Annotated in this window: 25 protein-coding genes; 13 read left to right on the plus strand and 12 right to left on the minus strand. The window is 69.3% G+C overall.

The window, feature by feature from the left end; genetic code table 11:
* Positions 1-3: 3 nt before the first annotated feature.
* Genes FCG67_RS00190 through FCG67_RS00225 form a run of 8 tightly spaced genes read right to left on the minus strand, consistent with a single transcriptional unit; the run spans position 4 to position 6,867 of the window.
* Positions 4-1,263 (minus strand): hypothetical protein, encoded by a 1,260-nt coding sequence (locus FCG67_RS00190; RefSeq protein ID WP_136906123.1) that lies wholly within the window; start codon positions 1,261-1,263, stop codon positions 4-6.
* A complete protein-coding gene (locus FCG67_RS00195; protein WP_136906125.1) occupies positions 1,257-1,808 on the minus strand; it encodes a Cif family virulence factor in 552 nt (183 codons plus the stop codon). The genes FCG67_RS00190 and FCG67_RS00195 overlap by 7 nt, the downstream gene beginning before the upstream one ends.
* Positions 1,808-2,014 (minus strand): ferredoxin, encoded by a 207-nt coding sequence (locus FCG67_RS00200; protein ID WP_136906127.1) that lies wholly within the window; start codon positions 2,012-2,014, stop codon positions 1,808-1,810. Before FCG67_RS00200 ends, FCG67_RS00195 begins: the two co-directional genes overlap by 1 nt.
* Positions 2,011-3,366, minus strand: a complete 1,356-nt coding sequence (locus tag FCG67_RS00205) for a cytochrome P450 (protein WP_136906128.1) — start codon at positions 3,364-3,366, stop codon at positions 2,011-2,013. Before FCG67_RS00205 ends, FCG67_RS00200 begins: the two co-directional genes overlap by 4 nt.
* Positions 3,363-4,181 (minus strand): SDR family oxidoreductase, encoded by an 819-nt coding sequence (locus FCG67_RS00210; RefSeq protein ID WP_136906130.1) that lies wholly within the window; start codon positions 4,179-4,181, stop codon positions 3,363-3,365. The genes FCG67_RS00205 and FCG67_RS00210 overlap by 4 nt, the downstream gene beginning before the upstream one ends.
* On the minus strand, positions 4,181-5,386 hold the full coding sequence (locus FCG67_RS00215) for a cytochrome P450 (RefSeq protein ID WP_136906131.1): 1,206 nt from the start codon (positions 5,384-5,386) through the stop codon (positions 4,181-4,183). Before FCG67_RS00215 ends, FCG67_RS00210 begins: the two co-directional genes overlap by 1 nt.
* Positions 5,383-5,970, minus strand: a complete 588-nt coding sequence (locus FCG67_RS00220) for a TetR/AcrR family transcriptional regulator (protein ID WP_136906133.1) — start codon at positions 5,968-5,970, stop codon at positions 5,383-5,385. Before FCG67_RS00220 ends, FCG67_RS00215 begins: the two co-directional genes overlap by 4 nt.
* 39 nt (positions 5,971-6,009) lie before the next feature.
* Positions 6,010-6,867 carry a mycofactocin-coupled SDR family oxidoreductase gene (locus FCG67_RS00225; RefSeq protein WP_136906135.1) on the minus strand — a complete coding sequence of 286 codons (858 nt, stop codon included), beginning with the start codon at positions 6,865-6,867 and terminating at the stop codon, positions 6,010-6,012.
* Positions 6,868-6,982: 115 nt separating this feature from the next.
* Between FCG67_RS00225 and FCG67_RS00230 the strand changes: the two genes are divergently transcribed.
* From FCG67_RS00230 to FCG67_RS00255, 6 genes are all read left to right on the plus strand, one after another.
* Entirely contained in the window at positions 6,983-8,455 is a 1,473-nt protein-coding gene (locus tag FCG67_RS00230) for an aldehyde dehydrogenase (RefSeq protein ID WP_136906137.1), read from the plus strand.
* A 35-nt stretch (positions 8,456-8,490) separates the two neighbouring features.
* Positions 8,491-9,240 (plus strand): SDR family oxidoreductase, encoded by a 750-nt coding sequence (locus tag FCG67_RS00235; protein ID WP_136906139.1) that lies wholly within the window; start codon positions 8,491-8,493, stop codon positions 9,238-9,240.
* A complete protein-coding gene (locus tag FCG67_RS00240; protein WP_136906141.1) occupies positions 9,237-10,136 on the plus strand; it encodes an NAD(P)-dependent oxidoreductase in 900 nt (299 codons plus the stop codon). Before FCG67_RS00235 ends, FCG67_RS00240 begins: the two co-directional genes overlap by 4 nt.
* Entirely contained in the window at positions 10,133-10,573 is a 441-nt protein-coding gene (locus FCG67_RS00245; RefSeq protein ID WP_136906143.1) for a carboxymuconolactone decarboxylase family protein, read from the plus strand. The genes FCG67_RS00240 and FCG67_RS00245 overlap by 4 nt, the downstream gene beginning before the upstream one ends.
* Positions 10,574-10,630: 57 nt before the next feature.
* Entirely contained in the window at positions 10,631-12,100 is a 1,470-nt protein-coding gene (locus tag FCG67_RS00250; RefSeq protein ID WP_136906145.1) for an FAD-dependent oxidoreductase, read from the plus strand.
* 77 nt (positions 12,101-12,177) lie between these two features.
* Positions 12,178-13,125: a pyridoxamine 5'-phosphate oxidase family protein gene (locus FCG67_RS00255; RefSeq protein ID WP_136906147.1), complete on the plus strand. Its 948-nt coding sequence runs from the start codon at positions 12,178-12,180 to the stop codon at positions 13,123-13,125.
* Between the two features lie 16 nt (positions 13,126-13,141).
* Here FCG67_RS00255 and FCG67_RS00260 read toward each other — a convergent pair whose 3' ends face one another.
* From FCG67_RS00260 to FCG67_RS00270, 3 genes are all read right to left on the minus strand, one after another.
* A complete protein-coding gene (locus FCG67_RS00260) occupies positions 13,142-14,002 on the minus strand; it encodes an LLM class F420-dependent oxidoreductase (protein ID WP_136906148.1) in 861 nt (286 codons plus the stop codon).
* A 253-nt stretch (positions 14,003-14,255) separates the two neighbouring features.
* On the minus strand, positions 14,256-14,732 hold the full coding sequence (locus FCG67_RS00265; RefSeq protein ID WP_136906150.1) for a hypothetical protein: 477 nt from the start codon (positions 14,730-14,732) through the stop codon (positions 14,256-14,258).
* Between the two features lie 22 nt (positions 14,733-14,754).
* Positions 14,755-16,488 (minus strand): acyl-CoA dehydrogenase family protein, encoded by a 1,734-nt coding sequence (locus FCG67_RS00270; RefSeq protein ID WP_136906152.1) that lies wholly within the window; start codon positions 16,486-16,488, stop codon positions 14,755-14,757.
* A 154-nt stretch (positions 16,489-16,642) separates the two neighbouring features.
* Here FCG67_RS00270 and FCG67_RS00275 point away from each other — a divergent pair, with 154 nt between their 5' ends.
* The 7 genes from FCG67_RS00275 (at position 16,643) to FCG67_RS00305 (ending at position 24,141) form a co-directional block, all read left to right on the plus strand.
* Positions 16,643-17,575: an oxygenase MpaB family protein gene (locus FCG67_RS00275; RefSeq protein WP_136906154.1), complete on the plus strand. Its 933-nt coding sequence runs from the start codon at positions 16,643-16,645 to the stop codon at positions 17,573-17,575.
* A 9-nt stretch (positions 17,576-17,584) separates the two neighbouring features.
* Positions 17,585-18,931 (plus strand): cytochrome P450, encoded by a 1,347-nt coding sequence (locus FCG67_RS00280; RefSeq protein WP_136906156.1) that lies wholly within the window; start codon positions 17,585-17,587, stop codon positions 18,929-18,931.
* Positions 18,932-18,952: 21 nt separating this feature from the next.
* Positions 18,953-19,543, plus strand: a complete 591-nt coding sequence (locus FCG67_RS00285; RefSeq protein ID WP_136906158.1) for a TetR/AcrR family transcriptional regulator — start codon at positions 18,953-18,955, stop codon at positions 19,541-19,543.
* A 4-nt stretch (positions 19,544-19,547) separates the two neighbouring features.
* Complete coding sequence (locus tag FCG67_RS00290) at positions 19,548-21,074, plus strand: succinic semialdehyde dehydrogenase (RefSeq protein WP_246044694.1); 1,527 nt, start codon at positions 19,548-19,550, stop codon at positions 21,072-21,074.
* 8 nt (positions 21,075-21,082) lie between these two features.
* Positions 21,083-22,690, plus strand: coding sequence for an AMP-binding protein (locus tag FCG67_RS00295; protein ID WP_246044695.1), 1,608 nt, complete (start codon positions 21,083-21,085; stop codon positions 22,688-22,690).
* Positions 22,687-23,511 (plus strand): SDR family NAD(P)-dependent oxidoreductase, encoded by an 825-nt coding sequence (locus FCG67_RS00300; protein ID WP_136906163.1) that lies wholly within the window; start codon positions 22,687-22,689, stop codon positions 23,509-23,511. Before FCG67_RS00295 ends, FCG67_RS00300 begins: the two co-directional genes overlap by 4 nt.
* Positions 23,512-23,583: 72 nt before the next feature.
* Positions 23,584-24,141, plus strand: a complete 558-nt coding sequence (locus FCG67_RS00305) for a hypothetical protein (RefSeq protein WP_136906165.1) — start codon at positions 23,584-23,586, stop codon at positions 24,139-24,141.
* A gap of 31 nt (positions 24,142-24,172) precedes the next feature.
* On the opposite strand, the gene FCG67_RS00310 is transcribed toward FCG67_RS00305, so the two are convergent.
* Positions 24,173-25,918 (minus strand): proline--tRNA ligase, encoded by a 1,746-nt coding sequence (locus FCG67_RS00310; RefSeq protein WP_136906166.1) that lies wholly within the window; start codon positions 25,916-25,918, stop codon positions 24,173-24,175.
* Positions 25,919-25,934 lie beyond the last annotated feature (16 nt).

A 25,934-nucleotide genomic window follows, 5' to 3' on the forward strand; every position in this document is an offset into this window, starting at 1 on the left:
CGCTCAGATCACCGTGAGCGGCAGGGGGATTCCACGATCTGCGAACACGAACCCGGCTCCGGTACTGACCCGGGTGATGGCGACCTCGACACACTCGGGCGCGGGTTCGTCCTCGGTCACCACCTCGACGAGGAGCGCGTCGACGTCCTCCGAGAGCAGTCGGACGGTGAACCGGGGATCGACCCCGCGTACCAGTGCCTGCAGCGGCTCGAGGTGGTCGCCGTCGACCAGGGCGGGCCAGGCTCCGTCGGCGTCCGCCGCTCCGCCGCGACCGAGCAGCAGCTCCAGCCGACCACCACCGAGCCGGATGTCGCTGTCCACGTACTGCTTCGGGTTCAGCAGCGGATGCACCGACAGCACCTCGGCAAGGCCGGCCAGGTCACGCGGCAGCCCGAGCGCATCGCGGATCCGCTGCGCGGCCACGCCCGCGATCCCGGTCAGTTGCTTGCGCGTGATCTCGAGCGCCTTGTCCTCCTGCGCCCGCTTGCGGACCGCGAGGAGGAAGCCGAGCGCGAGCAGGTGGTGTTGCAGGCAGACCTCCTCGGCGATCCGCACCAGGGCCGAGTGCGAGAAGTCCGCGAAACGGACGTCGGAGAGCAAAGGGCCCGAGTAGTCGTGCGCGCCCTCCCCCGTACGGTCGATGGGGCTCAGCTCCACCGTGTTGGCCGCGGTGCGGCCGATCTGCTCGGTGTGCGTAGTCATCTGGGGCGGCACGTGCGACGGGTCGATGACCACCGTCCACGCGCAGTGCGGCTTCCGGTCGGCCGGTCGGCGCGGCGGGCGGTGGATGGGCCGCACCTGTGCGTGTGGATTGGTGGCAAGCGCGGTCGCATCGAAAGTCGGGTCCTCGATGTCATGGCACATCGTCGTCACGTACTCGTCACCGAGCGGCTCGACATCCATCAGTGCGCCGCAGTGATCAAGCCAGAACTCGCCGTGTGCGGGATCGTCGACCCGATACCGAAAGTCCATGAACTGGGGCGGTGCCCCGATATCGAGCTGCAGGCCCTTGAAGATCGTGACCACGTCGTCGCCCTCGTATCCCAGCGCCTTCTGCATCCTGCGCGTGTACCAGGGGCTCGACGCCTGCCACTCCTCGATCGCGACGGCCGCCATGCCCTCGCGCCCGAACTCCACGATGAGGTGAGCCATTCCCGAGCGATCGATCAGCTGCCCGCACAGCAGCAACTCGGGCACCAGTGTCGCGAGATCCGCCCGCGACAGCGCCGCGAACGAATCGCTGACCGCCACCCCGCTCACCACAGTGGAACCGGGGCGCCGCCGGCCGGGTACCAGCCGGGGAGCTTCTCCCCGGAGACCGACCGCTGGATGCGCGCGTTCATTCCGTCCGAGAGCGCGCCGTCGGTGATCATCTCCAGGAACAGCGCCGAGACGTTGCCGAAGTCGAAGAAATCACGCTGCCAGGACCACTGGAAGTCTCCGCCGTAGCGGAACCAGCTGCCACCGATGCCGTGGACGGAGTAGTTGCTGCCGTCGGCGCGGGTGGCGTCGGCAATCTGCTTCCAGAGGCCGATGACGTTGCCGCTGCGCTCGTCGACGACGAACTCCTGGTAGGGGTACTGCCAGCCCTCGAGCCCGAACATCTCCTGGCCGAGGGCGATGTCGCGGATCTCGTCGCGGCCGACGGCCATGAAGTCCTGCTGCGGGCCGTAGTTCCAGCCGTAGGTCGCGTCCTCGGTGTACATCTGCGCCAACGGCTTCCAGTCGCCTGCTGCCTCGCAACGCTTGTTCTCCTCGACCCAACGCGACACCATCTCGTCGAGTTCCGCACGATCGAACTGGGTCATCACTGGTCTCCTTCGGATTCGGTCATTCTCAGCGCGCGGGTCGGACAGAACTTCACCGCGTTCTCCACACTCGCGCGCAGGGACTCGGGAGGGTCGGGGTCGAGGATCTGCACGGTTCCGTGCTTGGGCACCGAGAAGACCTCGGGCGCCTCCATCTCGCAGGCGGCATGCCCCTGGCACAGGTCCGCGTCGACCTCGATCCTCATTCGACTCGCCGCCTGCGATACCGGACCCGGCACGGTTGCTCGAGCTGGACCACCATCTTGCTGTGGTCGTTGCGGTACGACTCCGACGGCTGTGCCATCTCGAACTCGAAGTCCCGCAACAGGATCGAAAAGATCGCCTTGAGCTGCATCTGGGCGAACGCGGCCCCGACGCAGCGGTGCCTACCGGCGCCGAACGGGATCCAGGTCCACCGGTTGACGATGTCCTCCTGGTTCGGATCGATGTAGCGACCCGGGTCGAAGTCGTCCGGGCGCGGGAAGTCCTCGGGGATCCGATTGGAGATCGCCGGAGTCGCCGCGACCAGGTTGCCCTTCTCGATCCGGAAACCACCGACCTCGAAGTCGTCACGCGCCAGCCGCAGCAGGATGATCAGCGGCGGGTGCAACCGCAGGGTCTCCTTGACCACCGCCTCCAGCACCGGGATCTGCCGCAGCGCATGAAAGCTGATGTCCGCGCCATCCGAGTACAGCTCATCGAGCTCGCCGACCACCTGTTTCATGGCGTCCGGGTGCCGGAGCAGTTCGATCAGGCTCCATGCCGCGGTGCCGGAGGTGGTGTGGTGGCCCGCGAACATCATCGAGATGAAGATGCCGGTGATCTCGTCGGCGCTGAACCGCTCCGCACCGGACTCGTCCTTGATCGAGACCAGCACGTCGAGCATGTCCCGGTCGTCCTTGCCCTGCGGCGGGTTCGCGATCCGTCCGGTCATGATCTCCTGCACCAGAGCCACGAGCGCCAGCCGCGCCTCGTCGCGGCGCCGGAAGCTCTCGATCGGTGCGTACGGATCGACGAATGCGAGTGCGTCCGTGCCCTGTTCGAGCTCGTGGTAGAGCTTGGCGAACCGATCGTCGAGCTGGTCGCGGAACTTCTTGCCGATCAGGCAGGCCGAGGAGGTGTAGATGGTCAGCTCGGCGAAGAAGTCGAGCAGATCGATCTCCCCCTCGTCGCCCCAGCCCGCGACCATCGCCTCCACCTCGGCACCGATCGTCGCGGCGTGGCCCTTCATCTGCTCACCGCGCAGTGCCTGGTTGTGCAGCATCTCCTTGCGCCGCTCCGGGCTGGCGTCGAACACCACACCCGCCCCGAAGATCGGCTTCATGAACGGGTACGCGGCCTGCTGGTCGAGGTCCTCGTCCGACGAGCGGAAGAAGAACTCGTTGGCCTCGGCCCCGGAGAGCAGCACCACCTCACGGTCGGCGAGCCGGAAGGACCCGACATCGCCGCACTCTTCGCGCACGCGGCGCATCAACGCGATCGGATCGGTGCGCAATTCCTCGAGGTGGCCGTGCTCGTGCTCGCCGCCGGATACGCGTTGGGGGTCTTGCAGACTCATCTCTTCGCCTCCTTCGAGTCGGGGTGGTTCTCGGTGTCGCGGGCGCTCAGCGGCGCCTCCGGCTGGACCTCGACCAGCACCAGGTGTGCGCCGCGCGGCGCCGACACCACCGCGACGACTGCGTTCGCGATGTCGGAGGCACGCAGGAAGTAGCCGTGCCGGGCGAACCCCCAGGTCTTCCAGGATTCGGCGAGCGGGCCGATGACCTCCGGGGTGGAATCCATGCCCATCCCGGTGAGCGTCGGCCCCGGCCTGACGATGGAGGCGCGGATCCCGGTGCCCTCGAGCTCCATTCGCATCTGCCGCCCCATCGCCTCGAGCCCCGCCTTGGCCGCGTCGTAGGCGCCCATCAGCGGTCGTGGACGGTCCGCGCAGTCGGATCCGATCAGAACGAAGTCGCCGCGGCGCCGCTCACGCATCCCGGGCAGGATCCGGTACGCCAGCCGTTGCGCACCGACCAGGTGCACCTCGACCTGCTTCAGGAATCGCTCCGGCTCCATCTGGTCGGCCGCACCGAACTCGAGGTCGCCCGCGCCGGAGAGCACGATCTCCGTCGGCCCCAAGGCGTCCTCGGCGGCGGTGACGAACTCGTCGACCGAGGCGGCGTCGGTCACGTCCAGGAAATGCGCGAACGCCTCGCCGCCGCCCTGCCGGATCTTCTCCGCAATCGCCTCGCACTCCGCGACGCGCCTGGCGCCCAGCGCCACCGGATGGCCGAGCTCGGCGAGCGCGTAGGCGGTGGCGGCGCCGATCCCCGAGGACGCGCCGGAGATCACCGCGGGCCTGCGCTCCGGGTTCGGTTCGAATCGTGGCATCAGCGCACCTGCACCTTCACCGGCAGGGCCGCGAAGCCCCTGACGTTCGTCGAATGGACGCGCTCGAGCCCGGACTCGTCGACCTCGAAGTCGGACACCTTCCTGGCGAACTCGGCGAGCGCGATGTTGGCCTCGAGCCTGGCCAGGTGGGCACCGAGGCAGAAGTGCACGCCGCCACCGAAACTCGCCAGCTTGTTGGTCGAGTTCCGGCCGATCTGGAACTCGTCGGCGTCCTCGAACACGCCGGAGTCCCGATTGGCGGAGCCGATCAGGAGCAGCATCTTCTCCCCCGCCGGCACGGTCTGGCCGTAGTACTCGAGGTCAACCGCCGTGGTGCGGGCGACGATCTGGCTCGAGGTGTCGTAGCGCAGCGTCTCCTCCACCCAGTCCGGTGCCCGGTCCGGGTCGGCGAGCACCGGCGCGACCTGGCCGGGATGCCGTGAACCCCAGTACAGTGCGTTCCCCAGCAGCTTCGTGGTGGTCTCGTTGCCCGCCACCACCATCAGGAACATGAACCCGAGGATCTCCTCGTCGCTGAGCCGGTCCCCGTCGATCTCGGCCTCGAGGAGCGCGGAGGTCAGGTCCTCCGTCGCCGACCGCCTGCGCTCGGCGATCATGTCCCGGTAGTAGCCCATCAGGCTGATCGAGGACTCCACCGCGGCCTGCGGGACGTCCTGGACCCCGTCCTCCCGGTGCACAACCAGGTCTGCCATCCGTCGCAGCTCCGCGCGATCCGGTTCCGGCACCCCCATCAGCTCGGAGATCACATCCATCGGCAGCCTGCCTGCCACCTCGGCGATCCAGTCGAACTCGCCCGCCGCCAGGGCAGGATCCAGGTACTGATCGGTCAGTTCCAGGATGCGCCCCTCGAGCTCGGCCACCCGGCGGGGCGTGAACCCGCGAGAGACCAACTGCCGCAACCGCATATGCCTCGGGTCGTCCATCGCGAGGAAGGACATCACCAGATGCGCGTGCGGTCCGTACGCGGCTGGATCGAGCGATACGCCGTTGGCACTCGAGAGCCGGCGATTGTCCTTGAAGGCGTCGGCGATATCGCCGTGCCGCGAGAGCGCCCAGAACCCGATGTCCGGATTGTGATAGATCGGCGACTCCTCACGCAGCCGCTTGTATGTGGGGTACGGATCGTCATGGAAGTCGTAGTCGTACGGATTGAAGACCACCGGGGTGATCAGGGCTTCGGTCATCGTGGCTCCAGGATCAGTCTGGCGGAGGCCTCTAGTCGCTGCGCGAGTTGCGGGTAGGACCCGTATCCCATCCCGGCGCGCAGGAGAGCTCCCGCGTAGAGAAGTTCGAGGGTTTCGAGCAGTTCTGGGTCGTATCCCGGGCCGAGGGCCTGCCCGAGCCGGTTGTGGATCTCGAATCCGATCCGGCCGCGCAGGTGCTCGACATCCGGATCGGCGCCGAGCAGCGCGCCGGTCACCGCGTCGGACACCTCCGGCTCGTCGGCCAGCAGCAGTGCGATCCCGCGCAGGACCGCCAGCACCCGTTCCGTGCGGTCCAGGCCGGTGCCGTCCGGAACCTCGGAGGCCTCGAGCCGTCGCCAGAAGACCTCGGCGACGAGATGTTCCTTCGACGAAAAGTAGGTGTACGCGGTCGCCGGGCCGACGCCCGCCCGCGCGGCAACCGCACGCACGGTCAGCCCACCGAACTCCTGCTCGCGCAGCACCTCGACGGCGGCACCGGTCAGTCGCTCGACGGTGTCGGCCTGCTTCTCGGTCAACCGCCTGCGGGTCGACTCGAAACTACGACTGGACACGTGTCTGGACATTACTACGGTCTCCCGTCCGGCGGTACCCCTTTTCGCGCCCTAGAGCCCGATCTTCATTCCGGCTCCGCCGTCGACCCGCAGTTGCTGACCGGTCACGTACCGCGATTCGTCCGAGGCCAGGTACACCACCGCGTGCGAGATGTCCTCCGGCTCGACCCACGGAATAGGCATGGCCTGCATGAACGGGAAGGTCAGCGCCGCATCCTCTGCGGTCGGGTTCTCGAGGTCGGGCCGGAACGTCTTGTACATCGGCGGACTCTGCAACATGTCGGTGTTCACGTTCGTCGGATGGATCGCGTTCACCCTGATCGAACTCGGCCCCAACGTCAGCGCCAGCGAGTTCGTGTATGCCTGGATCAGCTTCTTGGCCAGCCCGTACCCGTCACCGCCCGGACCCTGCAGCGCCTGCTGGCCGTTGAACCCGGTCTGCGGCACGAGGCCGGCGACCGAACCGATCGCGATGATCGAGCCACCCTCGCCCAGATACTCCATCGCCGCGTGCACGGTGTTCACCACGCCGATGAAATTCACATCGAAGGCGTCCACGAATCCCGCGTTGGGAACGTGCTTGCCCAACGGACAGATTCCCGCGTTGGCCACCACGACATCGAGGCCTCCCAACTCGCCAACGGCCTCGGCCAGCGCCGCCTCGACGGCCGCCCGGTCGCGGACGTCGACGCGGGCGGTGACGGCCCTGCGGCCGGTCTTCTCGACCAACCTCGCCGTCTCCTCCAGGTCGGCCTCGGTTGCGAGCGGGTATTCGTTGCTTGCGATGTCCGCACACAGGTCGAACGCGATGATGTCCGCACCCTCTTCGGCGAGGTGAACCGCGTGACTGCGGCCCTGCCCACGCGCTGCGCCGGTCACGAACACGACCTTGCCTGCGACTCGATTCATCGGATCACTCCCTGCAATCAATGGAACGTTCGACGTTCTTCTGCCTGAAAGCATTGCGAGGCACCTCTGTGCGAACTATAGTCCAGACACCTGTCCAGATGTGGAGGAATTGAGCATGACGCTTCGCCCGACCGACAGTTCGGCCCTGCTGATCGACGGAAAGCTCGTCCCCGGCTCCGGCGGCACCTTCGAGGTGCTCAACCCCGCCACCGAGGAGGTGCTCGGATCGGCGGCCGAGGCCACCGCCGCCGACATGGATGCCGCGATCGCCGCCGCCCGCCTCGCATTCGATCAGGGCACCTGGTCCCGCGATCATGCGTTCCGCGCCCGGTGTCTGCGCCAACTGTGCGACGCCTTGCAGTCGCACATCGAGGAGTTGCGCGAGGTGACCATCGCCGAGGTCGGTGCGCCCGCGATGTTGACCAGCGGGCCACAGCTCGAGGGACCCGTCGAAGACCTGCGCTATTGGGCAGACCTGGCCGAAAACTACTCGTGGGAACACGATCTCGGGTCCGCGACGCCGATGGGGATCCCCACCGCTCGCCGGGTGCTCAAGGAAGCCGTCGGCGTCGTCGGCGCGATCACGCCCTGGAACTTCCCGCACCAGATCAACTTCGCCAAGCTCGGGCCCGCCCTGGCCGCGGGCAACACCGTGGTACTCAAGCCCGCACCCGACACCCCGTGGTGTGCGGCGCTGGTCGGCAAGGTGATCGCCGAGGAGACCGAGATCCCGGCGGGCGTGGTCAACATCGTGACCTCCACCGACCACGCACTCGGCGCGCAGCTGTGCACCGACCCGCGCGTCGACCTGGTCTCGTTCACCGGGTCCACCGCGACCGGCCGCACGGTGATGGCCTCGGCGGCCGACAGCCTCAAGAAGGTCTTCCTCGAGCTCGGCGGCAAGTCCGCGTTCATCGTGCTCGACGACGCCGACCTCGCGAGCGCCTGTTCGGTCGCGGCCTTCTCGGTCTGCGTGCACGCCGGGCAGGGCTGCGCGCTGACGACCCGGCTGCTGGTCCCGCGGGCCCGCTACGACGAGGCGGTCGCGGCGACCGCCGCGACCATGTCCGGCATCCGCGCAGGCGACCCCAGCAAGCCCGGAACGGTCTGCGGGCCACTGATCTCCGCGCGCCAACGCGAGCGGGTGGAGGGCTACCTGAAGCTCGCCGTAGAGGAGGGCGGCACCATCGTCACCGGCGGTGGCCGACCGGCCGACCGGGACCGCGGGTTCTTCGTCGAGCCGACCCTGATCGCCGGGGTGGACAACTCCGCACGGGTCGCCCAGGAGGAGATCTTCGGCCCGGTCCTGGTGATCCTCCCGCACGACGGCGACGAGGACGCCGTCCGGATCGCCAACGACTCGCCGTACGGACTGTCCGGCTCGGTGTGGGGCACCGACCCGGAACGCGTGAACCGCGTGGTCGCGGGTGTGCGCACCGGAACGCTCAGCGTCAACGGCGGGGTCTGGTACTCCGCGGACGCCCCGTTCGGCGGCTACAAGCAGTCCGGGATCGGCCGCGAGATGGGCGTGGCCGGCTTCGAGGAGTACCTGGAGACCAAACTCGTCGCCTCCCCCGCGACGGCCTGATCCGCAGCCCGATACACCTACCGAGGAGACAACACATGGGACGTTTCGACGGACGCACCGCCATCGTCACCGGCGCGGCGCAGGGCATCGGCGAGGGCTACGCGCGAGCGCTCGCGGCGGAGGGCGCCAACGTGGTGGTCGCCGACCTCAACCGTGAGCTCGGCGAGACCGTGGCCAAGCAGATCACCGCGGACGGGGGCTCCGCCGCCTTCAAGGAAGTCGATGTGGCGGACGGGGCATCGACCAAGGCGCTGGCCGACTTCACGATCGAGAGATACGGCAGCATCGAGCACCTGGTCAACAACGCCGCGATCTACGGCGAGATGAAGATCGACTCGCTGCTCACGGTGGACTGGGACTACTACCGACGGTTCATGAGCGTGAACATGGACGGCGCGCTGCAGGTCTGCAGGGCCGTCGTCCCGCACATGCGGGCCAACGGCGGCTCGATCGTCAACCAGTCCTCCACCGCGGCCTGGTTGTACTCGAACTACTACGGACTGGCGAAAGCGGGCGTCAACAGCCTCACCCAGCAGCTCGCCACCGAACTCGGCTGGTCGAACATCCGCATCAACGCGATCGCGCCCGGCCCGATCGATACCGAGGCCACCCGCACCGTCACCCCCGGCAATATCGTCAAGGACATCGTCAGGCGGATTCCCCTGCAGCGCATGGGAACCACCGAAGACCTGGTCGGCATGTGCCTGTTCCTGCTCTCCGACGAGGCGGGCTGGGTGACCGGGCAGATATTCAACGTCGACGGCGGACAGGTGTTCCGGTCATGACGGGCAGCGACACCGACATCACGGTCGGCTACATCGGCCTCGGCAACATGGGCGCGCCGATGGCAACCCGGCTGCTCGACTGGCCCGGCGGCCTGGTCGTGTGCGACGCGCGACCCGAGGCGCTGACCTCGTTCACCGACGCGGGTGCCGCCGCGGCGGACACGCCCGCCGCGGTCGCCGCACAGGCCCAGGTGATCTCGGTGACCGTCCTCGACGACGCGCAGGTGCGGGACGTGGTCGACGGTCCCGACGGGATCCTGGCCGCCGCCGCGCCCGGCACGGTGATCGCGGTGCACTCGACGATCAGTGACCGGACCGCCACCGACCTCGCGCAGCGTTGCCGGGAACGGGGGGTCGACCTGGTCGATGCGCCCGTCAGCGGCGGCGCCCCTGGCGCCAAGCAGGGCCGGCTCGCGGTCATGGTCGGCGGATCCGAGGAGGCCTTCGCCGCGGTCAGCCGGCCGTTCGCATGCTGGGCCGAGCTGGTCGTCCACGCCGGCCCGGTCGGCGCGGGCACCCGGATGAAGCTGGCGCGCAACCTGCTCCACTTCGTCTCGTTCACCGCCGCGAGCGAGGCACAACGCCTCGCCGAGGCAGCGGGCCTGGACATCCGCGAGCTCGGCAAGGTCGTCCGTCACACCGACGCCATCACCGGAGGCGCGGGCGCGATCATGTTGCGCGAGAACACCGCCCCGGTCGCCGATGACGACTTCTGGCACCCGATCCTCTCGCACGTCCGCAACCTCGGCGAGAAGGACCTGTCCCTGGCGCTCGACCTCGGCGAGCGGCTCGACGTCGACCTGCCGCTCGCCCGGCGAGCACTCTCCGACCTCGGCCCCGGACTCGGGGTCGGGACCGGCGCACTATCCGACGCTGCAACAAAGGAGCACGCATGACCGACGGAAACGGTGTGAGCGACGCCCGCGCGCGCGGGGTGGCGATGATGAACCAGGTCTACGGCTGGGAGATGCCCGCCGACATCCCCGGCGACTTCTTCGCGGTCACCGCCGACCATCTGTTCGCCGACATCTGGACGCGGCCCGGTCTGAGCCTGCGCGACCGTCGGCTGTTGCTGCTCGGCGCCATCACCGCGCAGGGTCAGGGCGACGTCGCGAAGATCCAGATCAACGCGGCATTGCACAACGAGGAACTGACCGAGGAACAGGTCGAGGAGGCGGCGATCTTCCTCTGCCACTACGTCGGCTGGCCGCTGGGTACCGGACTCAACAACGCCCTGATCGCCGTCAAGGCGGACCGCCGCAAGGCTGCTCGCACCGCGGCGAAGGCCGCGGAGGCCTCCCAGGCCGACTCCGCGGAAACCACCGCCGGTTGAGGCTCGGCCGGAAATACTGCACTCTAGGCAACAACTCTCGAGACAAGGATCACATTCATGGCCGAGGCCACTCCCATCCGCCCGCAGCCCGCCGACACCATCGAGACGTGGCACTACGAAGCCGACGTGGTCGTCGCCGGTTACGGGATCGCCGGTGTCAGCGCCGCGATCGAGGCCGCTCGCGCGGGCGCGGACGTCCTGGTGCTCGAGCGGACCAGCGGCTGGGGCGGCGCGGCGGCGCTGGCCGGTGGATTCATCTACCTCGGCGGCGGCACCCCGCTTCAGAAGGCGCTCGGCTTCGAGGACTCGCCTGCCAACATGAAGGCCTTCATGATGGCGGCCCTCGGCCCCGGCGCCGACGAGGAGAAGATCACCGACTACTGCGATGGCAGCGTCGAGCACTACAACTGGCTGGTGGACAACGGAGTTCCGTTCAAGGAGTCCTTCTACGGCCAGCCGGGCTGGGAGACCCCGTTCGACGACGGCCTCATGTACTCCGGCGGCGAGAACGCGGCGCCGTTCAACACCATCGCCACCCCGGCGCCGCGCGGACACGTCCCGCAGATGGCGGACAAGCGCACCGGCGAGAAGGGCGGCGGCTACATGCTGATGAAGCCGCTGGTGGAGACGGCAGAGGAGCTCGGCGTCCGGGCCGAATACGACATGCGGGTGCAGCGCCTGATCGTCGATGCGGATGGTCGGGTCGTCGGGATCATCGCCAAGCAGTACGGCAAGGAGATCGCGGTCCGCGCCCGCACCGGCGTGGTGCTCGCCACCGGCAGCTTCGCCTACAACAAGGAGATGGTGCAGAACTATGCACCGCGCCTGATCGGCAAGCCGGGCGCCTCGATCGAGGAGCACGACGGCAGGGCGATCCGGATGGCACAGGCCCTCGGCGCGGACCTGGCGCACATGGACGCCACCGAGGTCGCGTTCTTCGGCGACCCGCAGCTGATGGTCAGGGGCATCCTCGTCAACGGCCGCGGCCAGCGGTACGTCAACGAGGACACCTACCCGGGCCGGATCGGCCAGGAGACGTTGCTGCGCAACGAGAACCAGGCCTACCTGATCATCGACGAAGCCGCCTACGAGGAGGGCTGCGCGGGCGACAGCTCGACGCCCTTCTTCCGGTTCCAGCCGAAGTGGGTGGCGGAGACTGCCGAGGAGCTCGAGTCGGAGATGGGCCTGCCTGCCGGTGCGCTGGTCTCGACCGTCGAGGTGTACAACCGGCACGCCGAGAACGGCGAGGACCCGGTGCTGGGCAAGAAGTCCGAATGGTGCAAGCCGATCGGCTCCCCCATCGCCGCGCTCGACCTGCGCAACTTCACCGCCGGGTTCACCCTCGGCGGCCTGCGCACCACGCTCAACTCGGAGGTGCTGCACGTGAGCGGCGAGCCGATCCCCGGCCTGTTCGCGGCCGGCCGCTGCACCTCCGGCGTCTGCGCGGGCGGCTACGCGAGCGGAACCTCGCTGGGCGACGGCAGCTTCTACGGTCGCCGCGCCGGAGTCGCCGCCGCGAAGGGGTAGGCAGGCGGCTGCGCCGCCCGTGCGTGGTTGACGAGTCCCTGCACTCGTCAACCACGCACAGGCGCTAGCCTTGACCCATGCCGGTCACCTGGTCGGACGACGTCGACGACATCATCGGCGGCGACCTCACCTGCGGTCTCGCCTGCCTCACCCCGGCGGGCGGGGCTGTCGTGACGTCGGTGGCGCCCATCGGGATGCGCGACCGCGAACGCGGCACGGTCGGCTTCACCACCTCGCTCGGCTTCGGCCGCAAACTCGAGCGCATCAAGGACGACCCCCGGGTCGCACTGGCGTTCCACGCCCGCGAACACGGCGTCGGTGATCGCCCCGACCCGCGGTTCGTCCTCGTCCAGGGCGAGGCCCGATTCGACCCACACCCCGACCCTGCAACGCTCGACGAGATCGGCTCGCGCCTGGAGCCGTACATGGGCGCACCGAAGACGGGGTGGTTCTGGGACCGCTGGCTGCGCGCTTACTACGGGGACCGGGTGCTGGTGACGGTGACCGTGACCCGGGTCGTGGCCTGGCCCTCGGCAGGCGCAGACGGCGAGCCCGAGGTGTTCGGCGCACCGCTGCCCGGGGCCGCCGCCGAGCCGCAGCGGCCACCGAAGAAGGGCACCGGCCCGCGGGTAGACGCGGCGAGAACCGGCGAGCGTGCCGCGAGGCTGCCGCACCTGTTGCTCGCCTATCGCGACGCGGACCGATATCCGGTGATCGCCCCGGTCGCGGTGACCGCGGCCGACGCCGACGGCGTCGGGCTGCGAGTGCCGGCCTGGGTGCCGCACGGCGGCCGCCGTGCCGGCCTGCTCGCGCACTCCTATCGAGCCCAGCTCGTCGGCCTCGAGTCCCGCCAGAACACGGGCTGGCTCGAGGTCACCGGCACCGAGGCGCGCTACGCTCCGCACACCGAGGCCGGGTTCCGTGCACCCGCGAACAAGACGATCGTGCTGCTGGCCAACGGTTTCCTGGCGCGGCGCGGGCTGGCGAAGGCCCGTAAGCAGGGGCGGGCTGCGGCGCTGGGTTGAACCCGCCCGCCGCGGGTCAGCGCGCGACCGGCTCCCGGTTCAGCTTGCCCGCGAGCCGCTCGAGGTAGGCCACCACCTCGGCCTCGGACTTGTCGGGCACCCCGAACACCACCTCGGTCACGCCGAGGTCCTCCCAGCGGGCGAGCTTGTCCGGGTCGGGCTTGCCTGCCAGCACCACGACCTGGGGCGAACCCTCGCGGCCTGCCTCCTGCCAGATGCGGCGCAGCAACAGCACGTTGTCGTCGATGTCCTGCTCAATCGGGGTGGTCATCCAGCCGTCCGCGGACCGGGCGATCCACTTGAAGTTCTTCTCGTTGCCCGCCGCGCCCACGATCACCGGAACACGGGGCTGCTGAATGGTTTTCGGCCACGCCCAGCTCGGGCCGAACGTGACGAACTCGCCGTCGTACTCGGCCTCCTGCTGCGACCACAGCGCCTGCATGGCCTCGAGGTACTCGCGCAGCATGGTCCGGCGCCGCCCCGGCGGCACGCCGTGGTCGGTCAGCTCGTCGAGGTTCCAGCCGTACCCGACGCCGAGCACCACCCGGCCCCCGGACAGGTGGTCGAGCGACGCGATGGTCTTCGCCAGCGTGATGGGATCGTGCTCGACCGGGAGCGCAACCGCGGTGCCGAGTGCGATGCGTTCGGTCACCGAGGCCGCGGTCGCCAGCGCCACCCAGGGGTCGAGGGTGCGCATGTAGCGGTCGTCGGGCAGCGTCTCGTCACCGGTCTGCGGGTGCGCGGCGTCCCGTCGGGCCGGGATGTGGGTGTGCTCGGGGACGTAGAAGGAATCGAACCCGGCCCCCTCCGCCGCGACCGCGGCGGCCGCGGGCGTGATCCCGCGATCACTCGTGAACAGCGTGATTCCAAATTTCACCAGTGTCTCCTTGCGCCGTCTGCGAGCCTCGAATCACGCCCGAGACTATTTGCTGGACAGCTGTTTGGCAAGGTGTCCATACCGATCGGTCTCTATTGCAAATGTAGAACTCGTTCACATGCTCAACCAGGGGTGGTACCAGCTATTATTGCCCGCCAGCGGTCGGCTTCATGACACAGGTTTGTATAGCAAAGGGCGTGACGACCGGCGGTATCACCACCGGGCGTCACGCCCTCGACCTCGGAGTCAGCGCCTAGGGGACGACGATGGTTCCGCGCCCCTGGACATGCGGGAAGTTCGTGTCGATCCGGACCTCGATCCGCCCGACCCCGGTGTCCGCGGTCATCGGCACCCACGGGCCGTCCGTCGGCGACAGCGGTGTGTTGTCGCCGAGCGGCACCGGCGGCCCCGGGAAAACTCCGCTCGCGCCGGTGTCCAGGTTCTTCCAGCGCAGGGTGGCTTCGACGCCGCAGTAGGGGGCCTGGAACAGGCCCGGGACGAAGGTGAACTCCGGCCGCACCCAGATCGTCGGGTTCTGCCCGAAGAAGAGGGCGTTTGGGTCGTAGTGCGCGTCCACGGTCCCGACGCACCCGATCGCCCCGCCGCCGAGCGTGTACGTCGGCGAGATCCCCACCGGGTCGGACGACGACCCGGTCGACGCCGCGGCGGTGCCGCCCGTCAGCGACGCCGCCACCGCGACCGACACCACAACCGCCCGAATGGTTCTCATCGTCCCTGCCCCCCAGCCGACGCTACGGCGTCATCTCGTAGGCGCCATCGTAGGCCCGCACCTGCTCCCACACCCGACCGAACCGATCCTCGTCCACCACCGGCTTGCGGATCGCACCGAGCGCCCACTCCTGCTGAGCCTGGGTCGACGACGGCTTCCCGTGCAGGGCAACGGCATACCCGGAGAAATCGCGGACCTGGAAGTCGAAGATCTGATCGACCAGGTCCCGGTCCAGCCCGGTCATCTCGGCCTGCTCGAGGATCAGCTGCCCGTACACGACGAGCGAGAACAGGTGCCCGACGTTGAGCAGGAAGTCCAGGTCCTTCTGCTGCGCGGCATCGGGAGCCGCGGTGGTGAGCAGCTTCTTGAGCTCCAGCGCCTGCTCGTAGAACCGCACCACATTCGGGATGTCCTGGAACCGCTCGTAGACCTTCGTCCAGTCGTGGAACTGCACCTTGGCCGCGCCGCGGGTGGGGCCCTGGTTCCAGAAGAACTCGTCGTCGGCCGCGTCCATGCGGGTACAGATCTCGGGGAAGCTCGCCGGGTTGAACATGTAGTTCGGCATGAACTTCAGGATCAGCCCGACGTTGACGTGGACCGTGCCCTCCAGCTTGGGCAGGCAGCCGATGACCTCAACGGCCTCACGGAAGTAGGTGTTCTTCTCGTACCCCTTGGCCGCAACCACGTCGTGCAGCAGCGCGATCACGCGCTCGCCCTCCGAGGTGACCTTCGCCTTGGTCATCGGGTTGAACAACAGGTACCGGCGGTCCTCGAGGCTCGCGCTGCGGAAGTAGTCGACGGCCCTGGCGCTGAACTGCTTCATCGCGACCATCCGGGCGTAGGCGTCGACGAACGCCGCCCGCACGTGGGTGAAGTCGGTGACCGGGTTGCCGTAGAGGATCCGGTTCTGCGCGTGGGTGATCGCCTCGTAGAAGGCGTGCTCGGTGATGCCGATCGAGCCGGTGCACAGGTTGAACTTGCCGACATTGACGGTGTTGAGCGCCGCCTCGAACGCCTGGACGCCGGTGTGCAGGATGTCCTCCTCGCGCACCGGGTAGTCCTCGAGCCGGAAGGTGCTCACGTACATCTGGCCGTGGATGACGTTGTCGATGAGCTTGTAGTTCGGATGCTGGCTGTCCGCGACGAAGAAGACGTACCCGTCGGACCCCTCGACGTCGGTCCGGCGACCGAACACCGACACCATGCCCGCGACATTGCCGTTGCCGATGTAGTACTTCTCGCCCGTCGCCCGGAAGGCGACGCCGTCGTCGTCCGACTGCGGTGTCAGCAACATGTCGGTGGAGTACACGTCGGCGCCGTGCTCGCGCTCCGAGAGACCGAACGCCATCACGCCGCCGTCCGCCAGCTCGCGGGCGGCCCGCTGCTTCGCGGCGGTGTTGTCGCTCATCCAGATCGGCCCGAGGCCGAGGATGGTGACCTGCCAGGCGTACCAGTAGGCCAGGCCGTAGAAGCCGAAGATCTCGCTCAGGGCGGCGTTGCGGGCCGCGTCCCAGCGACGGTTCGGGTCGCCGTCACCGAACTCCGCCGGGGTCTGGAAGGTGGCGAAGAGCTTCTCGCTCTTCACGAACTCCAGGAAGTCCGACACCCAGGTCGCGTCCAGGTCGTCCTGGAGCAGTTGCTTCTTGCCACGGTTCTCGAACCACTCGACGGTCGCACGCAGCAGCCGCCGGGTTTCCTCGTCGAACTCGGCGAAGTCGCTGGTGGTCGGGTTGAACAGTTGTCCGTTCGCGGACATGGGTTGCCCCTCTCTCGCAGATCAGCTCGCGTCTGAGATGAACCTACCAGCGAGTAGCTATTCCGCCCTCTTGTGTCGCAGGTCACTTCGCTGCTACGTTCTGGAACAGAGACACAGATTTGTTTCATCGTCCAAGAGCCGACAGGAACCCACGATGCCGCTCGACTTCGATTCCGCCATTCGCGAGGCCGTCCCCATGCCGGTCGACGACGAGATCGCCTCGACCTCCCCGCGGCTCGGCCCCGATTCCCTGATCTGGAAGTACTACGGCGACGTGCGCGGACTGCTGGGCTTTCAGCGGATCGCCGGAACCGAGAACTGCATCGAGCAACTCGGCAAGGCGGTCGAGGATCATTCGGTGATCTTCTCGGACACCCTCGGCCGGGCCCGGCGCAGCGGACCCCCGATCATGAAGACCGTCTACAGCGAGGACCCGCACCACTGGGGCCGCACGGTCCGCGACTTCCACAAGCCGATCAAGGGCACCGTCGCCGACGGGTCGCGCTACCACGCGCTCAACCCCGAACTCTTCTACTGGGCGCACGCCACCTTCGTCGACCAGGTCCTCTACGTCACCGACACCTTCATCCGGCGCCTGTCCCACGAGGAGAAGGTCCAGATCTTCGAGGAGGGCAAGACCTGGTACCGCCTCTACGGGGTGAGCGATCGCAGTCAACCGCAGACCTACGAGGAGTTCCTCGAGTACTGGGAGCAGATGCTCGACCGGTTCGTCCCGACCCGCACCATCGTGTACGCCACCGGGTACATCAGAAAGGGTGTGCCCGCTCCGCGACGGATCCCGGCGCCGGTGTGGCGGGTGCTGTCGGCACCCCTGAACGGCTTCATCCGCACCGTCGTCGTCGGCACGCTGCCCCCACAGATGCGGGAGGTCTGCGACCTCGACTGGGATGCCAAGAAGGAGAAGCGGTTCCAGCGGTTCGCGGCGTTCTCCCGCCGGATCAACCCGCTCGTCAACCGGCTGCCGCTGCGCGCGCTGTACCTGTCATGGGCCTTCGAGGCCTGGCGCCGGGTCGGCATCGACCCTCGCCCCCTGATGAACGTTCCCACCGACCCCACCGCCCGCTAGGAGTTCCCCGTGCGCACCAAAGTGCTGGCAGCACCACCCGCAGGCAGCGGCCTCCGACCGATCTACGGCACCGGCGACCCCGGCGTGATCGAACTCCTCCGCTTCTTCCGCAATCCGATCGAGCTGGTGGCCCAGCGCCGCGCGGCCTTCGGGGACATCACCTACATCAAGGCGTTCGGCCTCGAATTCGCCATCCCCCTCACCGCGGACGGCACCGAGTCGGTGGCCATGAACCGGCAGAAGGCGCTGGCCGCCGAACCCGCGTGGGGCTTCCTCATCGGACCGTTCTTTCGCCGCGGCATCCTGCTGATGGACTTCGAGGAGCACCGCCACCACCGACTGATCCTGCAGCAGGCCTTCAACAACAAGCGGCTGCGCGGGTACCTGGACGAGATGCAGCCGATGCTGCGCAAGGGGGTCGAGCGACTCCCCACCGGCGAGAACGTGCTCGTCCTCGACGAGCTCAAGGCGCTCACCCTGGACCTGGCCCTGGAGGTCTTTCTCGGGATGGACCTGCCGCGCGCCGAGGCCGATCGGATCAACAAGGCCTTCATCGACTGCGTGAACGCCGGGATGTCGATCATCCGCAAGGACATTCCGGGAACCAAGTGGGCGAGGGGCCTGGCCGGGCGACGCGTGCTCGAGGAGTTCTTCCATCGACACCTCCCCGCCAAACGCGCGTCCGTCGAGACCCCCGACCTGTTCTCGGTGCTCTGCCATGCGCGGTCCGACGAGGGCCACACCTTCACCGACGAGGACGTGGTCAACCACATGATCTTCGTGTTGATGGCCGCGCACGACACCTCGACGATCACCCTCACCACGATGGCCTACTACCTGGCCAAGCATCCCGAATGGCAGGACCGGGCCCGGGCACAGTCCCGTTCGCTGCCCCGCGAGATCAACTACGACAACCTCGACGAGTTCACGGTGCTCGACGCCGTGATGAAGGAGTCGCTGCGACTGAACTCCCCGGTGCCCGGGTTGGCTCGACGGGCGTTGGAGGACACCGAGATCAACGGGCACTTCGTCCCGAAGGGCACCTACGTCAGCGCGGTGGGCATGGTCAACCACCACAACCCCGAGCTGTGGACGCATCCCGAGCACTTCGACCCGGACCGCTTCTCCCCCGAGCGCGCCGAGGACAAGTCACACCGCTACGCCTGGATGCCGTTCGGCGGCGGCGTGCACAAGTGCATCGGCCTCTACTTCGCCCAGATGGAGATCAAGACGATCATGCACAACCTGCTCCTCGAGTACGAGTGGTCGGTACCCGCCGACTACACCTGGAAACTCGACAATTCCACGCTGCCGGTCCCGAAGGACCACCTGCCCGTCACGCTGCGGGCGCTGTGACCGCGGATATGCTGGCACGCGATGAACACCCGCCCCGCCCCCGTCGCGCCGACCGCACCTTCCGCGGAGCAGGCGATGCTCGACGCCGCCCGGGACGAGTTCGAGCGCTACGGAATCCGTCGGACCAACATGGACGACGTGGCCAAACGTGCCGGGATCAGCCGCAGCACCCTCTACCGGAAGTTCCCGAACAAGGACGCACTGGTCGAGGTGCTGGTGTTGCGCGAGGCGGGCCTGTTCTTCGATCAGCTCGACGCCCTGGCCCGGGATCTGGACCCGGCACGGGCCGTGGTCGAGTGCTTTGCGCGGGGCATCGCGCTGACGCGGGAGATTCCGCTGCTCGGGCGGATTCTCGAGAGCGAACCGGAGATGCTGGTCGAGGTGACCGCGCGCACCGAGGGAGCACCGATCGCGGTCGCGGCCGCCCGGGTGGCCGCCGCGCTGCGACACAGCGGGGCGACCATGCCAGAGGACGACCTGCTCGCGGTCTCGGAGATCCTCATCCGCATCTCGATGTCGCTGCTGCTGCACCCGCACGGCCACCTCGACACCACCGATCCCGATGCGGTGCGTCACTACGCCGAGAGGTACCTCGCCCGACTGGTGTGGTGACACCGTGACGGCGTCGGTCGAGGCGCTGCTGCGCCAGCTGCCGCCGTCCGCCGAGTTCGCCTCGGCCACGGCCCCTTTCACCGGGGAACCCCTCCCCGACGTCCCCCAGACCGGAACCGAGTCGGTGGCCGCCGCGGCGCTCGCCTGCCGCGCCGCGCAGCCCGCGTGGGCAGCCAGGCCGGTGCGCGATCGGCAACGGGTGCTGGCGCGGTTCGCGCGGCTGCTGGTCGACGACCACGACCGGCTGTGCGACCTCATGCAGTGGGAGACAGGCAAGGCCCGCGTGCACGCCGCCGTCGAGGTGCAGGGCGTCGTCTCCGTGGCCCGGCACTACGCGGCCCGCGGGGGCGCGTACCTGAGCGAACGGCGCGCTCTCGGCGCGGTACCCGGCCTCGTCTCGGCCCGCGTCGGGTACCGCCCGAAGGGGCTCGTCGGGGTGATCGCCCCGTGGAACTACCCGCTGTTCCTGGCCGTCGGCGACGTGGTCCCGGCGTTGCTCGCCGGGAACGCGGTCCTCAGCAAGGCCGACTCGCAGGCCCCGCTCACCCTGCTGCACGCGCGGCACCTGGCGGTGCGGGCGGGAGTGCCCGAGGCCGTGTGGCAGGTGGTCGCCGGACCGGGGAGCCGGATCGGGCCCGCCCTGATCGACGAGGTGGACCACCTGAGCTTCACCGGTTCGACCGCGACGGGGCGCGAGATCGCGCGTCGCTGCGCCGACCGCCTGATCGGGGCCTCGCTCGAGCTCGGTGGCAAGAACCCGATGATCGTCTGCGCGGACGCCGACATCCGGGCCGCCGCCCGCGGCGCCGTGCAGGCCGCCTTCTCCAATGCCGGGCAGATGTGCATCGGCATCGAGCGAATCTACGTCCACGAGAAGGTGTTCGACAGGTTCCGCGACGAGCTCGTCCGCCGGACCGCGCGACTGCGGCTCGGCGCCGGATACGGCTACGACGTGGACGTGGGTTCGCTCACCTCGCGAGGGCAGCTGGAGCTCACCCGGCGCCATGTGGCGGACGCCCTCGCCAAGGGCGCGAGCATCGCGACCGGCGGCAGGCCCCGGCCCGACCTCGGTCCCTTCTTCCACGAGCCGACCGTGCTGACCGGCGTCACCGCCGAGATGGCCGTGTACGCGGAGGAGACCTTCGGTCCGGTGGTCTCCCTGTACCGGGTGAGCTCGGAGGCGGAGGCCATCCGCCTCGCCAACGAGGGCGAGTACGGCCTCAGCGCCAGCGTCTGGACCCGGGACCTGCGGCGTGGCCGCCGGATCGCGGCCCAGGTGGTCGCGGGCGCGGTGAACGTCAACGACGGCTACCTGTCCGCGATCGCCTCGCTCGGCGCGCCCATGGGCGGGATGCGCACCAGCGGCACCGGACGGCGGCACGGCCGGGAGGGCATCGTCCGCTACACCGAACCGCAGACGGTCACCACCCAACGGGTCGCCACGGCCTACCCCGACCGATTCCGCGGACCCCTGCTCCGCGCGATGAACGCGGGCACCCGTGCGCTGCTCGCGATCCGACACCGATCATGAGGAGAACGATGCGAATCCTCGACGAAGCGCTCGCCGCAGGCACGCTCTGGCGGGCAGGGGCGGTGCCGCGCGACCCACGAGCCCTGACCTCGGGCGCCCGCGCGGTCGCCCGGCTCGGGCCGTTCGGCGGCCTTCCCGCCTTCGGGGCGGCGGCCTTCCCCGACCGGGTCGCCCTCGTGGACGACCGGGGCCAGCTGACGTTCGCCGAGTTCGCTGGGCGCACCCACCGGCTTGCACACGCGCTGCGGTCCCGACTGCCGGCATCCCAGCCGGGGGTCGGCATCCTCTGCCGCAACCACGCCGATGCCGTCGTCACCCTCTGCGCGGCGTCGGCCGCGGGTGCCCGGGTGGTGCTGCTCAACCCGGATTTCGGCCCGCGCCAGGTGGCCCAGGTCGCAGCCCGCGAGCGACTCGACGCGCTCGTCTACGACGAGGAATTCACCACCGCGGCATCGGGTTTCGACGGCCCCCGGTGGTGCGCCTGGACCGACGACGCCCAGGCGGAGAGCTCGCTGGCCGCCCTGATGACCGGCGAGTCCGCCGCGCTGCCGGCCCCGCCGGCCCGATCCCCCGCGTTGGTCGTGCTCACCAGTGGCACCAGCGGGCTACCCAAGGGCGCCCCGCGCTCGCAGGCACCGTCGCTGCTGGTCCCCGCCGGGCTGCTCTCGAAGATCCCGCTGCGCGGCGGCGAGCGCGTGCTGCTCTCGGCGCCGGTCTTCCACGGCTGGGGCCTGATCGTCGCGACACTCACCCTCACCATGGGCTCGACGCTGGTGCTGCATCGAAGGTTCGACGCCGGGCGGGTGCTGACGGACCTGCAGCGGCAGCGCTGCTCCACCCTGGTGGCGGTCCCGACCATGCTGCGCCGGCTGGTGGCGCTCGGTGACGCGATTCCCGCGGCCGACCTGTCCGCGCTGCGGATCGTCGCGAGCGGCGGCGCTCGGCTCGACAGCGCCCTGGTCGCCCAGGTCACCACAGCGCTCGGCCCGGTGCTGCACAACCTCTACGGTTCCACCGAGGCCTCGTACATCAGCATCGCGACACCGGAGGACCTGGCCGTGGCCCCGGACTGCGCGGGAATCCCTCCGCGTGGCACCGTCGTCCGCATCACCGACGCGGACGGCACGAGCGCAGCGGTCGGCGCAGAGGGCCGGATCCTCGTGCGCACGCCGGGCCAGATCGACGCGTACACCGACGGCACCAGAAAGAGCGATACCGACGGGTTCCTCGACACCGGCGACCGCGGCCACCTGGACGCCGCCGGACGCCTGTACGTGGCAGGCCGCTCCGACGCCATGATCGTCTCCGGTGGCGAGAACGTCTTCCCGGAGGAGCTCGAGATGGCCTTGCTCGCGCATCCGGAAGTGGCGGACGCCGCCGTCGCCCCGGTACCGGATGCCGAGTTCGGCCATCGGCTGCGCGCGTATCTCGTCCGGGCCGACTCCCCCGCCGGTCGGGACACGCTCGACGAGCAGGCGGTCCGCCGGTATCTCGCCGCGGAACTGCCCCGGTCGCGGATGCCGCGCGAGATCGTGTTCGTCGAGCGCCTCTCACGCGGCTCGACGGGCAAGCTCACCCGCCACACACTCGACGAACTGCAGGAGGAACACAGATGAGGGGCATCGATCTGACGGGCCGGGTGGTGGTCGTCACCGGCGGGGCCCGCGGCATCGGCCGCGCCACCGCGACCGCGCTGCGCGCCGCCGGGGCCCGGGTCGCGATCGGCGACATCGACGAGGCCGAGGTGATCCGCACGGCCGACCAGCTCGGCGTGCTCGGCGCCGTGCTGGACGTCACCGATCCCAAGTCGGTGACATCGTTTCTCGCCCAGGTGGAATCGGGACTGGGTCGGCCGTGGGGATGGGTGAACAACGCCGGCATCATGCCGCTCGGCGCGCTGCTCGATCAGGACGACGCCATCGTGGACGCGGCGGTGGACGTCAACCTGCGCGGCGTCCTGCACGGCACCCGCGCCGCCGGACGGGCGATGGCCTCTTCCGGTGGCGGACGGATCGTCAACATCGCCTCGATCGCCGGCTGCATCCCCGTCCCCGGCATGGCCGTCTACAACGCCACCAAGGCCGCGGTGCTCTGCTTCGGTGACGCCGCCGACGCCGAACTGTCCGCCGCCGGGGTGCGGGTGTCGACGGTGCTGCCGTCGTTCACGAACACCGCGCTGCTGGACGGCACCCACCCCGACCGACTGCTCACCCCGATCCCGCCGGAGACGGTCGCGGGCGCGGTCGTCGCGACGCTGCGGTCCGGTCGGCGCCGGACGGTCGTCCCGCGCCGTCTGTCCGGTGCCCTGCTGTGGCCGCTGTTCCCGCGTCCGCTCGCCCGCCTGCTGCGGCGGGCGACCGGGCTCGACCGGGTGTTCCTGGACACCGACTCCGGTCGCGCCGCCTACGACGCACGAATCCGCGGCGGGTCCACGTAGATCGGGACGTCGCCACAGCGTGTGAGAGCATCCAGTACCGCATCACCACTCGAGCCGAGGGACCGCTTCCGGATGTTCACCGCCGTCGCACTGCTGGCCGTTGGCGCGGTCGGATACTTCGGCTATCGGCGACTGCGCCGCGATCCCGCGCTGCGCGCCGACCTGTGGGCCCGGGTCCGGACCTATGCACTGGCGGCCGGGCTGTTGGCGCTGGCGGCGGTGGCCGTGCGCAACGGACCGACGGGTGAGACCGCAGTGGTCCTCGCCTGCGCCGCCGTGCTCGTCGTTCCCCTCGCCACCCGAGCCACCGCGCAGGACCGGGCCGCGGCCCGCGAGTCCCTGCGGCGCTCTCAACTGGGTCTCGAACCGCGCAGGCCGCTGGTCAACGTCCCCGCGCTGCAGGCCCGTTGGGTGGCCGCGGGGGCCCTCGCCTACTTCTGCGTCGGGGGGTTCCGCGGCTTCGTCGCGCTCAATGCCGTCTTCTCACAGCACGTACCGGACGCCGGCTGGGTGCTGTCGGCGGTCGTCGCGGCCGCGGCGGCGGCCGCGGTCGCCCACGTGAGCGTGCAGCGGCGCCGGGTGGCGGCGGAGGACGACCGCCTGAACGCACTGGACCGGGCCGTCGGCTGACGGCCCGGTCCGGTACTGCTGTGTCGTGTGGTCACCCGCGGACGGCGGCAAGGATCTCCGCCAGCGCACCGTCGGCTGGCACCTCGCGGGACTCCCCGGTGAAGCGGTCCCGCAGTTCCACGTTGCCCTCGGCGAACCCGCGGCCGACGACGACCACCAGCGGCACGCCGAGCAGCTCGGAGTCCTTGAACTTCACGCCGGGCGAGGCCTTGCGGTCGTCGAGGATCACCGACAGTCCGGCGCGGTCCAGCTCCGCGGCGAGCGCCTCGGCGCCCTCGCGGGCCGCGTCGTCCTTGTTCGCGATCACCAGGTGCACGTTCGCGGGCGACACCTCGGCCGGCCAGCGCAGGCCCTTGTCGTCGTGCTGCTGCTCGGCCATCACCGCGACCAGCCGCGAGACGCCGATGCCGTAGGAGCCCATCGTCGGGCGGACCGGCTTGCCGTTCTCGCCGAGCACGTCGACGCCGAACGCGTCGGTGTACTTGCGGCCGAGCTGGAACACGTGGCCCACCTCGATGCCGCGCGCGGCGACCAGCGGCCCGGCACCGTCGGGCGAGGGATCGCCGTCGCGCACCTCGGCGGCCTCGATGGTGCCATCCGGGGTGAAGTCGCGGCCGGCGACGAGGCCGACGACGTGCTTGCCGTCCTCGTCGGCGCCGGTGATCCAGCTGGTGCCCTCGACGACCCGGGGGTCGACGAGGTAACGGATACCGTTTGCCTGCAGCGCCTTCGGACCGATGTAACCCTTGACCAGGAACGGGTTGTTCTTGAAGTCGGTCTCGGTGATCAGCACGTACTCGGCGGGCGTGAGCGCGGCCTCGAGGCGCTTCTCGTCGACCTCACGGTCACCGGGGATGCCGACGCCGAGCAGCTCCCATTCGCCGCCGGGCACGCGGGTCTTGACCATGATGTTCTTCAGCGTGTCGGCGGCGGTGACCGTCTTGCCAAGGTCGGCGCCGTTGGCCCAGTCGACCAGCGACTCGATGGTCGGGGTTTCCGGGGTGTCGTACACCTTCGCCTCGGGCTGCCCGTCGAACGGGATCGCCGCGGGTGCCAGGGTCTTGACGGCCTCGACGTTGGCGGCATAGCCGGACTCGATGCACCGGACGTAGGTGTCCTCACCGATCGGGCTCTCGGCCAGGAACTCCTCCGAGGCGCTGCCGCCCATCGCGCCCGAGGTCGCGGAGACGATGACGTACTTGACGCCGAGCCGCTGCAGGATGCGCTCGTAGGCGTCGCGGTGCGCCTGGTAGGACGCCTCCAGGCCCTCGTCGGTGAGGTCGAAGGAGTAGGAGTCCTTCATCACGAACTCGCGGCCGCGCAGGATGCCCGCGCGCGGGCGCTCCTCGTCGCGGTACTTGGTCTGCACCTGGTACAGGGTGACCGGGAAGTCCTTGTACGAGTTGTACTCGCCCTTCACGGTGAGCGCGAACAGCTCCTCGTGGGTGGGGCCGAGCATGTAGTCGTTGCCCTTGCGGTCCTTGAGACGGAACAGGCCGGCGCCGTACTCGGTCCAGCGGTTCGACGTCTCGTAGGGTTCGCGCGGGAGCAGAGCGGGCAGCAGGATCTCCTGCGCGCCAATGGCATCCATCTCCTCGCGGACAACCCGCTCGACCTCGCGGAGCACCCGCAGGCCCAGCGGCAGCCAGGAGTACACGCCCGGCGCGATGCGCCGCACGTAGCCGGCGCGGACGAGCAGCTTGTGGCTGGCGACCTCGGCGTCGGACGGGTCGTCGCGGAGCGTGCGAAGGAACAGCTGAGACAGGCGGGTGATCACGGGGTATCAGGATAGT

The sequence above is a fragment of the Rhodococcus oryzae genome, from assembly GCF_005049235.1.
GTDB classification, from domain to species: Bacteria; Actinomycetota; Actinomycetes; order Mycobacteriales; family Mycobacteriaceae; genus Rhodococcus_G; species Rhodococcus_G oryzae.